Source organism: Chryseobacterium sp. HNCC26DJ241, from assembly GCF_057180505.1.
The window spans coordinates 1-12,612 of the sequence record NZ_JBXUGL010000019.1 but is presented as its reverse complement, the minus strand read 5'-3'; the positions used below and the strand labels follow the sequence as shown (position 1 = coordinate 12,612).

Annotated in this window: 11 protein-coding genes; 8 read left to right on the top strand and 3 right to left on the bottom strand. The window is 30.8% G+C overall.

Annotated features, from left to right (window positions below; all coding sequences use genetic code 11):
* Positions 1 to 117 precede the first annotated feature (117 nt).
* From AC2A1C_RS10010 to AC2A1C_RS10000, 3 genes are all read left to right on the top strand, one after another.
* Positions 118 to 1,287: an RHS repeat-associated core domain-containing protein gene (locus tag AC2A1C_RS10010; RefSeq protein WP_484025572.1), complete on the top strand. Its 1,170-nt coding sequence runs from the start codon at positions 118 to 120 to the stop codon at positions 1,285 to 1,287.
* Positions 1,265 to 1,741 (top strand): hypothetical protein, encoded by a 477-nt coding sequence (locus AC2A1C_RS10005; protein ID WP_484025571.1) that lies wholly within the window; start codon positions 1,265 to 1,267, stop codon positions 1,739 to 1,741. Before AC2A1C_RS10010 ends, AC2A1C_RS10005 begins: the two co-directional genes overlap by 23 nt.
* Before the next feature lie 92 nt (positions 1,742 to 1,833).
* Positions 1,834 to 2,889, top strand: coding sequence for a hypothetical protein (locus tag AC2A1C_RS10000; RefSeq protein WP_484025570.1), 1,056 nt, complete (start codon positions 1,834 to 1,836; stop codon positions 2,887 to 2,889).
* Between the two features lie 23 nt (positions 2,890 to 2,912).
* Here AC2A1C_RS10000 and rdgB read toward each other — a convergent pair whose 3' ends face one another.
* Both rdgB and AC2A1C_RS09990 read right to left on the bottom strand, forming a co-directional pair.
* Positions 2,913 to 3,479 carry an RdgB/HAM1 family non-canonical purine NTP pyrophosphatase gene (gene rdgB, locus AC2A1C_RS09995; protein WP_484025569.1) on the bottom strand — a complete coding sequence of 189 codons (567 nt, stop codon included), beginning with the start codon at positions 3,477 to 3,479 and terminating at the stop codon, positions 2,913 to 2,915.
* Positions 3,480 to 3,482: 3 nt separating this feature from the next.
* Entirely contained in the window at positions 3,483 to 4,358 is an 876-nt protein-coding gene (locus AC2A1C_RS09990; protein WP_484025568.1) for a lysostaphin resistance A-like protein, read from the bottom strand.
* A 104-nt stretch (positions 4,359 to 4,462) separates the two neighbouring features.
* Here AC2A1C_RS09990 and AC2A1C_RS09985 point away from each other — a divergent pair, with 104 nt between their 5' ends.
* Positions 4,463 to 6,058, top strand: coding sequence for a peptide chain release factor 3 (locus AC2A1C_RS09985; RefSeq protein WP_484025567.1), 1,596 nt, complete (start codon positions 4,463 to 4,465; stop codon positions 6,056 to 6,058).
* Positions 6,059 to 6,296: 238 nt separating this feature from the next.
* Entirely contained in the window at positions 6,297 to 6,854 is a 558-nt protein-coding gene (locus AC2A1C_RS09980; RefSeq protein WP_484025566.1) for a DUF4956 domain-containing protein, read from the top strand.
* On the opposite strand, the gene AC2A1C_RS09975 is transcribed toward AC2A1C_RS09980, so the two are convergent.
* Positions 6,851 to 8,740 (bottom strand): PEP/pyruvate-binding domain-containing protein, encoded by a 1,890-nt coding sequence (locus AC2A1C_RS09975; protein WP_484025565.1) that lies wholly within the window; start codon positions 8,738 to 8,740, stop codon positions 6,851 to 6,853. The genes AC2A1C_RS09980 and AC2A1C_RS09975 overlap by 4 nt on opposite strands.
* A 351-nt stretch (positions 8,741 to 9,091) precedes the next feature.
* On the opposite strand from AC2A1C_RS09975, the gene AC2A1C_RS09970 reads away from it, so the two are divergent.
* The 3 genes from AC2A1C_RS09970 to AC2A1C_RS09960 all read left to right on the top strand — a co-directional run.
* On the top strand, positions 9,092 to 10,006 hold the full coding sequence (locus AC2A1C_RS09970; protein ID WP_484025564.1) for a ribonuclease Z: 915 nt from the start codon (positions 9,092 to 9,094) through the stop codon (positions 10,004 to 10,006).
* A gap of 210 nt (positions 10,007 to 10,216) precedes the next feature.
* A complete protein-coding gene (locus tag AC2A1C_RS09965; RefSeq protein ID WP_484025563.1) occupies positions 10,217 to 11,344 on the top strand; it encodes a TlpA family protein disulfide reductase in 1,128 nt (375 codons plus the stop codon).
* 27 nt (positions 11,345 to 11,371) lie between these two features.
* Positions 11,372 to 12,612 (top strand): vitamin K epoxide reductase family protein (locus AC2A1C_RS09960; RefSeq protein WP_484025562.1); only part of this gene is annotated, 1,241 nt, incomplete at its 3' end.

Genomic DNA, 12,612 nt, shown 5'->3' with positions numbered 1-12,612 from the left:
GAGATGCGAGATTCGGGATTCGAGGTGTGAGATTTGAAATATAAAATATGAGATTAGAGATAAGATATTATCTAAATAAAAAATTATTAAATAACTTTAGCGAACAAACAAATGACTATGAAAAAGTTTCTATTGCTAATTTTTGCAATACTGGCAATTTTTACACAGGCGCAAGTAAAAAAAACTCTAACAAAACAGAAATCCAAAACCGAAAAGAAATGGGTAAATCCTGTAAAGCTAACTAAGGAAGAACGAAACCGTCCCTATATGGATGAAGTTTTGAAAACTAAAGATTCGCTTACTCCAGAAGAAGCTGAAAGGAGACGCAAAAATATTGCTATCGGAAATCCATTTGCTAAATATGGAGTTTATCCAAAAATTTCCACATTAAGCAAAGGAAAATATTTGGAGTTTCACGATACGGATAGTATTGTTGTAATTGGCTCTATAAAATATGATACAAAAAGCGGAAGCGTCATAGAATTAAGAGAAATTGACTTATCTGACCCTGATGCACAACCCATTGGTGATACTCATGGTCGCTGGATTTCTCCTGATCCTTTGAGTGAGGAGTTTTCTGATTGGTCGCCTTATAATTATGCGATGAATAATCCTATAAAGTTTATTGATCCTGATGGTAGAGAGGCAAAAGATATATATAAATTGGATAAATTAGGAAATCTTACTTGGATGGCTGAATCTAAAACAGACGTTGTTTATGCTGAAAAAAACTTTGATAATAATGGAAATCTAAAAGCCGAAAATGATGGAGGTGTTGAAGTTGGTGAAAAAGGATTTATAGCTAAAAATGCAAAATCGCAAGGAGGTTTTGATTATATTGATTTTGGAAGAAATAATGAGGATACAGCATTAAATTATTTTGATTATGCTGCAAAAAACTCTGATAATGAGTTTGGAATTCTTACAGAAAGCAATTTTACTGTTGTTGGTACTGATCACAAACCACGTGATGTATCAGGAATGTTGGGAGTTATCAATAACGACTATAATGTTACACTATTTGGGCATTCACACCCAGGATTCATGAGTAAAAATATACCATTATCAGGAGCTTTAAACCCAAGTGGTTTTGAAATGATCACTTTTCCTAAACAAGAAAACGATTATAAATTTAAAATTTATCGAAAAACTGAAGAAGGGGATAGATCTACTTCTCAGCGCTTTTTAAGATCCAAAAATTTTATTTATGCAACAGAATATAACACAACAATTTTGTATAATTCAGAAACCATTTTAGATGCATATGGAGGCAAATTTAAAAAATAAGAAGATAATATTTTTATTATTCTTTATATTAAGTTTTCAGTTTGAAGCTCAAACGAATCAGGCAGATTTTTATAAAAACTTAGATTATTATATTGAGAAAAAATCTGAATATAAATTTTTACTAATTTCTTTATCAAAAGTATGTGATAATGAGTATTTATTTACGATTAGCCCTAGATCTTATAATAGTATAATGAATATAAAATATCTTGTTTATGAATATAAGAAAGTACCAATCGTTTATGAAATAAACTCGATAAATAAAAACTTAAAGATCAATTATTTTTTTAGAAAAAATCTTAAAAAAAGCAAATTTGATGTTAAAATTTTACCAAAATCAAAAGAGACAGATGCACCTAAAGATGCTATGTATTTTAAAGGATGTAAATATATTAATAATGAAAATGAAACTAGGATATTTATGGAAAGGGAATGTTCCTCAGACACACTTTAAAAAAAGTAAAAATATATTAAAAAAAACATAATTCTAATTCAAAAAAAAGGCTTATAATTATTTTAACGAATATTTATTAGCAAATAAAAAAAATGGGAAAAATATATTTTGCTTTGGTATTATTGCTTTTTAGCTTGTACAAAAGTCAAGACAATAGTTTCTATTCCGACTCATATCAAACAATTGATAATATGCTTAATGATAAGCAAAAGTATAGTTTTAAAGAGGCGGTCTATAATGTAGAAAATGCTTATTATCAAGGAAAATATGATACGATAGAATTAAACAATAAAATCAAATTTCTAAAGCATTTCTGTAATCTTTTATTAAATAACAGAAAACTTAATTATACAGAAAGAGATGAGGCTAAAGTGAACAAATATTCTGCAATTTATACAGTAATATGTCAGGCAACACCCGTAATTGTAGGAAATGATACTTTAAATTATAAGCCTTTTGCTTATGATTTTGAAGATGTGTTCGGACATAAAGAATTATCTAATTTGTTTGTCTCAAAACTACTTAAAACTCAAAAAGGCAACTGCAACTCAATGCCATATCTTTATAAAATTTTAGCAGAAGAGTTGGAGGTGGATGCTAATTTGGCACTTGCTCCTAACCATATTTATATAAAACATAATATCAAATCTATTGGTTGGTATAATACCGAAATTACAAGTGGAATTTTCCCAATTGATGCTTGGTTGATGGCTTCGGGATTTATCCATTTAGATGCTATTAAGAATGGAGTGTTTATGAAAGCTCTGAACAATAAAGAAAGCCTTGCACTCCTTTTGGTAGATTTAGCCAATGCATACAATAGAAGTTTTCCTGACAATGACGGAAGTTTTGCTTTGAAATGTGCAGAAAGAGCAATCCAAGTATATCCATATTTACCAAATGCTTTGTTATTACAAGCTGAGACGCACACAAAGCAATTCAAGAAAATGATGAAAGAACAGAATGCAAAAGAAATTCAAACTGCATTAAATAATCCAAAAGCGAAAGAACTTTTTGATCTTATGAATAAAGAGTATTCTCATATTCATAAAATTGGTTATCGTAGTATGCCCGAAGAAATGTATCTTGATTGGCTGGTTTCTTTGAGAACTGAAAGAGCAAAATATGAGGATATAAGATTAAAATAAAAAAAACAATTAGAAAATAAAAATTATTTTAGAAACTTCAACAGCTCATCCATTGCTTTTTTCCTGTGACTAATTTTATTTTTTTCTTCAGGAAGCATTTCGGCAAACGTTCTTTCATAACCTTTGGGAATGAAAATAGGATCGTATCCGAAACCTTTCGTTCCTTTATTTTCTGTCAATAGATTTCCATAAACCCGTCCTTCAAAAAATGTTGCACCGAACTCATCATAATAGCATAAAACCGTTATAAAATAGGCTTTTCGGTTTTCTACATTCTGCATTTCATCCAAAACTTTTTCTATATTTTTTGCAAAATCATGATCTCCTGCATAGCGTGCAGAAAAAATTCCGGGACGTCCGTCTAGTGCTTCCACTACCAATCCGGAATCATCGCCAATACTCGGAATTCCTGTTTTTTCAAAACAATATTTTGCTTTGATTTTTGCGTTTTCTTCAAACGTTTTTCCATCTTCAATTATTTCATCATGAATGTCATAGTCAGTTAAAGATTTTACCAAAAAATCATTTCCAAGAATCTGTTGGATTTCTTCCTTTTTGTGTATGTTGTGTGTGGCAATGAGCAGCTCCATTTTTTACAGATTATTTTTAGCTTCAGAATAATTAACTCTATATTTATTCATAAACAGATAATAAAAGAGGGAAAAAATGACAACTCCAACCGCCAGAATCACCCATTCAGAGACCTTAAAAGCGTCTGCAAAACTTTCACTTTTGGTATAGGTAATTAGCAATGCCGAACAAAGATTATTAAACCCATGCAAAAGCATTGAAAGGAGTAAAGAATTGGTTTTGTGATATACAGTTCCCATTACAAAACCTAAAAGAACAGCTCCCACAAACTGCCATGGATTTCCATGAACTACTCCGAAAATGATAGACGCAGCCCAAATTGCATTAATAGGTTTTATTCCTTTATTTATAAGACCTTTTTGGATGATTCCACGGAAAATTATTTCTTCAAAAATAGGAGCAAATATTACCGTAGTTATAAACATTGCTGCCGTATCATCTGTAATTCTTTCCATCATTTCACTAAAAATTTTATACATTTTTCCAAAAAAATCCCCTGAAACAGGAATTTGCGATGCTATAAACTCGCCTATAAACATCATCCCGAACATCATAGGAAAAATAAGTAATAAAGTACTGGTGTCTGCCAATGAAAAATTAAAATTGATAGGTTTTTTCGTTTTACTTCTTACAACTATAAAATCATAAAAAAATATGACTGTAGAAAATATAACCACAAATGAAAGCATCGTAAAACCAGCGCTTCCTAATACAGACTCTATTTGCTTTAAATCCAAATTTTTTGAACCTCCTGCAAAAATGAGATACAAAATATAAGGAGCAACTAAAATTCCGGATAATATGTTTCCTGCGATATACCCTAAAATCAGAACAAAACCTCCAAATAATGTGATTGGTAAATTATTATTTTCTTTCATCTATACTTCAATGGTGATTTAAAAATTTGACCAAATATATTTAAAATAATTGTTATTTCTTAATTTCATTAAAATTCCCGATTTTTGCAGCCATAATTTTGAATATGTCTGATTTAATCAAAGAAATAGAAAAACGAAAAACATTCGGGATCATTTCTCATCCTGATGCCGGAAAAACTACGCTTACAGAAAAACTTCTTTTATTTGGTGGTGCCATTCAGGAAGCGGGAGCTGTAAAATCCAATAAAATAAAAAAAGGAGCTACTTCCGATTTCATGGAAATTGAACGACAAAGAGGAATTTCGGTAGCCACTTCAGTTTTGGCGTTTAATTATAAAGATCATAAAATCAATATTCTGGATACTCCGGGTCACAAAGATTTTGCTGAAGATACGTACCGAACTTTAACAGCTGTAGATTCTGTAATTGTTGTGATTGATGTTGCAAAAGGGGTAGAAGAACAAACCGAAAAATTAGTTCAGGTTTGTAGAATGAGGAATATTCCGATGTTGGTTTTCATCAATAAATTGGATAGGGAAGGTAAAGATGCTTTCGATCTTTTGGATGAAGTGGAACAAAAACTGGGATTGTCCGTAGTTCCGTTGTCTTTACCAATCGGAATGGGTTCTGATTTTCAGGGAATTTACAATATTTGGGAAAATAATATTCAGCTTTTTCTTGAAGAAAAAAAACAAAAAGTAGGAGAGAGCATTACGTTTAATAATATTAACGATTCCAGTATTGATGAAGTGATTGGAGCAAAAGCTGCCCAAACTTTGAGAGAAGAGCTGGAATTGGTAGAATCGGTTTATCCTAAATTCAATCGTGAAGATTATAAAAATGGAAATCTGCAACCTGTATTTTTCGGTTCAGCATTGAATAATTTTGGAGTTCGTGAACTTTTGGATGCCTTTATCGAAATTGCGCCGGAACCACAACCTAAGCAAGCCGATAATAGATTAGTAAAACCAGATGAAACTCAATTTACTGGATTTGTCTTCAAGATTCACGCCAATATGGATCCGAAGCACAGAGACAGATTGGCTTTCGTAAAAATTGTTTCCGGAACATTTAAAAGAAACGAAAACTATCTTTTGGTAAGAGAAAATAAAAAAATGAAATTCTCTTCACCCAATGCTTTTTTTGCAGACAAAAAAGAAGTGGTGGATGAAAGTTTTCCGGGAGATATTGTCGGATTGCATGATACGGGAAATTTCAGAATTGGAGATACTTTGACAGCAGGAGAAAAGCTGAGCTTCAAAGGCATTCCGAGTTTTTCTCCGGAACATTTCCGTTATATCAATAATGATGATCCGTTGAAAGCAAAACAACTCGCAAAAGGAATCGATCAATTGATGGATGAAGGTGTTGCCCAATTATTTACGCTTGAAATGAACAACAGAAAAATTATTGGAACTGTTGGTGCACTTCAGTATGAAGTTATCCAATATCGTTTGGAGCATGAATATGGAGCAAAATGTACCTACGAACCCATTTCTATTCATAAAGCATGTTGGGTGGAAGCGGATGAAAAATCGGAAGAATTTAAAGAATTTGCACGCTTGAAACAGAGATTTTTAGCAAGAGATAAGTATAATCAATTGGTTTTTCTTGCAGATTCTTCTTTCACGATTCACATGACGCAGGAAAAATTCCCGAATGTGAAATTGCATTTTATCAGCGAATTTCAAAATGCTTAAATTATAGTTAAATATGTTTAAGTCTTCGACTTCGCTCAGACTGACAATGTTATATAAAAAACTCAATTATTACAGATGTCATACAGAACGAAGTCGAAGTATCTATATTTGTATTAATTTAATATCTCCTAAGAATCCTCGTTCCTCAGAATGACAAAATTGTTGCTATATTTTTTTTAGACTTTATAAGTTTAAAAATCAACCGCAAAATTTTTATATTTACGGAAAAATACATTTTGTGGAAGTTCAGGAAATTATAGAACGTTTTATCATACTTTGCATTTCTGTATTTGCAATGTATTATTTTACAAATCGGAATCGGAAAATACAACTGCATCCGCTTCTCAGTCTTATAAGCATTTGCACGTTTTTTATGTGTTTGGCTTTTGTGAAAATCGAAATAAGTATCGGTATTGGTTTTGGGCTGTTTGCAGCTTTTTCCATTTTGCGTTTCAGAACAGATACTTTTACACTGCAAACCATTGTTTTTCTGTTTGTTTCCATCACAATTTCCATGTTGGATATTCTTTTACCGATCAATAGGCTGGAATTTCTTTTGGGAATTAATCTCGTGATTGTTCTAATATACATTTACCTGAATTATCTTGAGAAAAAAGCTCCTTCTACTAGTGATAAAAATAATGTCGAAGTCATCACTTCTATAGATTTTATGCAGTTTTCTGAGGATGAAAAAAGGAAATTCATATCAGAAAAATTGCAGATGAAAGCCTTCAATTATCAGATAAAAACCATTAATCTTCCAGAAAATATTGTGGTTTTAAAAGTATCTTACTAATCCATAAAAGCTCTTGCTTGCTTTATGTAAAGCTGATTGGTATCACCTACAATTTTAAATTCTATATCTAAAGGCATTGTTCTTTTGCTCATACCTCTTTTTTTCCAGAGAGCATTTATTTTGGACTGTAAAACCGGCGAGAGTCTGAACAAAGTTTTGATTTGCTCATCATTCAGAATAGGTTTATCATGATTCAGACTTGATGTAGAACGATAATCTATACTGATGGTATCGCCTAATCCGTTGAAATTATGGCAATAAAACTCGTCACAAGTAACTCCTGGTTCAGGTTTTACAACGGATTCTTCGCCAAGTTGCACATTTACAGTAATTCCGCTGTATTTTTCTCTGTAAAGATTTCGGGTGACCAAAACACCATTCGCTTTTTCATCCGGAAAAGAACGGTGAACCAAAATTCCCATTGCGCAGGAAAGATGGTCGATTCCGAATAATTCCCTTTCGTGGAAAGCACGGTCATTCCAGAAACTTGCCCAAACTTCCAGAATTGCCTTTTCCGCAGTTTTTGTAGAATCCCCCAGTTTTGCTGATTTGGAATCGTACAATCCGGCTCCGTTGAAACCGTCCAGATCTTCCGCATTGGTAGAAGAACGGAATTTGAAACTTTTGAAATCCGATTGTTTTTCCAGTTTTTCTTGTACCAGTTGTAAAAGTTCAGGATTTATTTTAGATTTTTTAATGGCTTTTCGAATATCTTTCAGCTTTGCATCAATTGCTTTTACCGAATCTTTTGGTAGTGAAAGAATTTCATTTATTTTTTCTTGAAATCCGTTTTCACGAATATGCTGGTCATAATAATAAAAAGGAATGGCAAAAGCATATTCCGGAGTTTTGAATTTTTTAATCTCTTTTTCCACCTGCTTCAGCAAAGCGAGATTGGTCGCTTTAGAACCAATGCTATTTTGGGAATTTGCAGGTAAAATTCCATCCAGATCAATGAGTTTTTTTACGGAAAGATCTCTTTTAAGGATGATTTTTTCTTTTGCAATCTCTTTAGAAATAGGTTTGTTACTCCCTTGTAAAGTATATGAATTTTCATTTGTAACAAATTCTACTTTTTTTCCGATCAGGTTATTCAGTTGGTCTTTTTCCCATGCTTTTGTATCTACATAAACAGGAATATTCCGGTTTTTGGCGAGAAGAACCAAATGGCTTAAAGGTGTTTGCAATTCGGTAACGATTACACCTTTTACCTGCGGAATAAATTCCGGAGTGGTATTGATAATGATAATTTCGTTGGGTTGCGGATAAAAATTTTCTTTTTTCAGAAGATCGTATTTTTTGAGGATTCCTACAGCAGATGCGCTTTCTATTGATTGTTCCGTAATTCTTTTAAAAAGAAAATCAGAATATACGGTAGGAATTTTCAGTTCGCCTTTTTCTTGTAATGAAATGGTTCTGGGTGTATTGAGGTAAAATTTCAACTTGTCTTTGAAGTATACCTTTTTTTTAACTTCAGCAAAGAAAAAATTGATAAGTTTTGCATTCATAAAATCGGAAGCAGCCAATTCCATCACCCAATCATCTGAAGATTCCAAATAATTGAGGTTTGCCAAAAGGTAAGCCCGATTGTTGGTTGCATTATAGCTTTCATCATTGAATTTTCCTAAATCATTTTTATATCCTAATACATCTTCGCAAAAATCGTGATGATAAATGTATTTTTTGCTATTAAAGAAATACAATTTTTTATCAGAATAATCAAATACTACTTTCACCGATTTGAGATTGGTAAATTTATCTGTAAGTGGTTTTCCGGCAAGTTCTATAAATTGTGATTTTTTTTCAATCTGCGAATAATAGTCTTTCTGTGCTGAACAAAATGAATACAATAGGAAAAAGATGATGATGAATGAAAGTCGCTTCATAAAAGATATTTAAGAAAAATTTCAAGATATGATAAAAAAATTAAAATACATTTTAACCACAAAAGTAGTAAAAGAATTGTTTCAAAAAACTAAGAACTAATTCAAAAGAAAAAAGTGATGTGCTCATAAATAGTTAATAAGCTGAGTTTGATTAATAGCAACGAGATTTAGCTCATGAAAAAATAATGAATTCTTACATCGGGCGAATTAATTTTATAAGAAAAATCTATAAAATAGGTTTGAATAAGATTAATCATATATTTTAAGATGAATTTTATTTCCGAAAGATTTTGGAAAAGTGAATATTTAAACTGTTTTTTCTTTATTTTTGCCGGATATTATTGATTAATTTTGAGTTCGTATCTTACTATTCTTGGTTTCAATTCGGCTATTCCGACGGTTAATTCTTCACCGACAGCACAATTTTTGGAAATGGAGGAACGCTATTTTCTTATTGACTGTGGAGAAGGTACACAAGTTCAGCTTCGTAAAGCAAAAGTACGTTTTTCGAAAATCAATCATATTTTTATTTCACATCTTCATGGAGACCACTGTTTTGGTTTGCCCGGATTGATAGCCTCTTTCAGACTTTTGGGAAGAGAAAACCCGCTTCATGTCTATGGCCCGAAAGGAATAAAAAAAATGCTTGAGACTATTTTTGAAATTACTGAAACTCATCAAGGTTTTGAAGTTGTGTATCATGAACTTGATAAAGATTATTCCGAAAAAATATATGAAGATAAAAGGGTAGAAGTATTTACCATCCCTTTGAATCACAGAGTATATTGTAATGGTTATCTTTTCAGGGAAAAACCAAGAGAACGACACCTGAATATAGCAGAAATTTCCAAATATCCGGAAATTGAAACCTGCGATTATCAGAATTTAAAATCAGGAAAAGATTTTGTATTGAGTGATGGCTTTGTCATAAAAAATGAAAGCCTTACATCCGATCCGAAACCTCCCGTTTCTTATGCATTTTGTAGTGATACCAGAATCAAGGAAGATATTGTTCCAATTATTAAAAATGTAGATGTTCTGTATCATGAATCCACGTTTCTTCACGATTTAAAAGAAATGGCAGATTATACCGGACATTCCACTGCATTAGAAGCTGCTCAGATTGCAAGAAAAGCAGAAGTGGGAAGGCTTATTCTTGGACATTTTTCCAATCGTTACGGAGATCTTTCTGTCTTTACCGAAGAAGCACGCCAAGTTTTCCCGAATACATTTTTGCCTAAAGCTCTGGAATCTGTAAGGATTTAGTATAATATAAAAGTCTTTTTAACATTGAAAAAATGGTATCTATAGAAAGGAAATGAAAAGTATTGTGGAAGACATTACCCATTCCTACTGATTATTTTTAATTATTTAACAATAGGTATACTTTTTTATTTACAAAATGGAAATATCATTGATTAACAATTACAGAGAGAGTTTTTACTTTCTTTTATAACTTAGTTAAAAAAATTAAACATGTTCAATAGAATTTTTATTTTATTATTTTCAATATTTACAATAAAATCGCATTGTCAGAATAAAATTGATATTATAGGGAAAGACAGCAAAAATAAATATCAAAAAATATTAACTTTATCTCCACAAGCTAAAATTAATTATTATCATGATCATATAAATTATGATAGTGTACAAATAAAAAATGGGGAATATCGATTTACTGTTTTACCTTATTCGGATCATTTTCCACGTCCTTTTTATTTTATAATAGATTTAGAAGGTAAATCTTTTATGCCTACTGAAGTTTTTTATATTTCGAATAATTCTAAATACATAGTGTTCGATTCGGAAACAGGAAAAATACTTAGCGAAACCGGAAATAACAGTAAAATAAAAAAAGATATATCGGATTATCGAGATTATATGAAAGTAATTAATGCTGAAAAAGGAAAATTAGACAGCCTTCGATATATTGGGTATAAAAAAAATAATTTTGTAAGTATTGATAAAAAAACGGAAGACAGTTTGAATATTCAGCAGGAACAGATAAAAATAAAAGAAAATAAACAGATCATTGATTATTCAAAAAGAAAACCAAATTCTATTGCTTTATTTTGGGACATTGCAGAAAAAATGAAACGTGAAGGGCAATATAATGAGTTTTATGAAAAGGCGTTTAATAATTTATCAAAAACAATTAAAGCATCTTATCCTGGAAAGGTTTTATTACAGGAAATACAAAATTCAAAGCAATTTTCAGAAGGGAAAGTTTTTAATTTCAAAATCAAAGATTCAAAAATTGAAATTTCTAAAAAATTTACTCTTATTGATTTCTGGTTTTCATATTGCAAACCTTGTATAGAGGAAATGCCTGCCTATAAATCCATTTATGAAAAATACAGTAAGAATTTCGAAATTATTGGAATTTCAACTGATCAAACTCAAAGTATATCAAATTGGAAGAACGTAATAAAGAAAAACAATTTAAAGTGGCAGAATCTTCTTGATGAAAACGGAGAACAAACCATGAAACACAATATCAATAAATTTCCTACAACATTTCTTTTAGATTCTGAAGGAAAAATTATAAAGAAAGATATTTCACCAACTGAATTAGAAAAGTTCTTAGAAGAAAATCTAAAATAAGTTCAATTTTTAATAGTTTAATAATATATGGCATCTAATCAAGATTTAGAAGCAGTTTATTCGTATATACAATCTCAAAAATTCGATATAGATAAAAACGAGTTTCAGTTTCAGGTAGAAACACATCCGGATTATCCAAGTTTATTGGCATTTTCAGATGCACTCACTTTTTTTAATATTTCAAATGTAGCAATAAACTTATCCGCAGATAGAATAGAAGAATTGCCCGATTCATTTGTTGCTTTAATTGGAAAAGAAGATGATTCCATTTTTCTTTCACATATCACAAAAAAGGATAATAAATATTGCTGCAAAGAAGAAAAGAATACCTCTTGTTATACTCCGGAAGAATTAAAAAAGTTTTGGCAAAATGTAGTGCTTCTTGCGGAAGTACCAGAGCAAATAACAACAGAAATAAAGCAAAAATCGTATAACACTATTTTTTTGTGTGCATTATTTGCCGGTTTATTAGGAATGATATATTTTTTTTCATCTTCTTGGTTGGTTTTACTTTTTGGTATATTTTCCATTTTAGGAGTCTATCTTGCTTTGGAAGCTTTGAAAACAGAATTGGGTATAGAATCCAAAGTATCTCAAACATTTTGCAAAGCAATTACAAATGCGGATTGTTCGCAGATTATCAATTCTGACAAAGCTGCTTTGTTTAAAAACTTCAAAATAAGCGATGTAAGCATTTGGTTTTTTAGCTCTCAAATGTTAGCAATTTTGTTGTTTTCGGTAGCAGGTTTATCAAGTTTATTTTTCAATTTTATGTTTATAGGCTTTGTATTGTCTTTTCCTATGACTTTTTATTCTATATATTTTCAATACAAAATAGAAAAAAAGTGGTGTCCGGTTTGTCTTTCCATAATAGGAATAGTCTATTTGCAGTTTATTTTAGTGTTGATATACAAACCCACATTTGATATTACTATAAAATCTATTATACTTTTTGTTTTTGTGTTTGTATTAATGGCATTTTTAGTAAAAATGATAAAGCCCGTTTTCTTGGAAAGAAAAGAAATAAAAGAAGACTATATAAAGCAATTACGATTTTCTAGAAATTATGAGGTTTTTAAAAATACATTGCAAAAATCGGAACAGCAATTTTTTGAGAAAGAATATATTGTATTGGGTAATCGTCAAAGTAAACATAAAATTTCTATTGTTACCAGTCCACTATGCGGTTATTGTAAAGATGCTCATCATTTATTAGACAAAATTTTCTCTCGTTTTGGTAATGATATTAGTATCAACATAAGATTTAA

Coding starts and splice junctions, on each gene's coding strand:
- AC2A1C_RS09975 (WP_484025565.1), bottom strand. CDS start 8,740: ATGAAGCGACTTTCATTCATCATCATCTTTTTCCTATTGTATTCATTT.
- AC2A1C_RS09965 (WP_484025563.1), top strand. CDS start 10,217: ATGTTCAATAGAATTTTTATTTTATTATTTTCAATATTTACAATAAAA.
- AC2A1C_RS10010 (WP_484025572.1), top strand. CDS start 118: ATGAAAAAGTTTCTATTGCTAATTTTTGCAATACTGGCAATTTTTACA.
- AC2A1C_RS09985 (WP_484025567.1), top strand. CDS start 4,463: ATGTCTGATTTAATCAAAGAAATAGAAAAACGAAAAACATTCGGGATC.
- AC2A1C_RS10005 (WP_484025571.1), top strand. CDS start 1,265: ATGGAGGCAAATTTAAAAAATAAGAAGATAATATTTTTATTATTCTTT.
- rdgB (WP_484025569.1), bottom strand. CDS start 3,479: ATGGAGCTGCTCATTGCCACACACAACATACACAAAAAGGAAGAAATC.
- AC2A1C_RS10000 (WP_484025570.1), top strand. CDS start 1,834: ATGGGAAAAATATATTTTGCTTTGGTATTATTGCTTTTTAGCTTGTAC.
- AC2A1C_RS09990 (WP_484025568.1), bottom strand. CDS start 4,358: ATGAAAGAAAATAATAATTTACCAATCACATTATTTGGAGGTTTTGTT.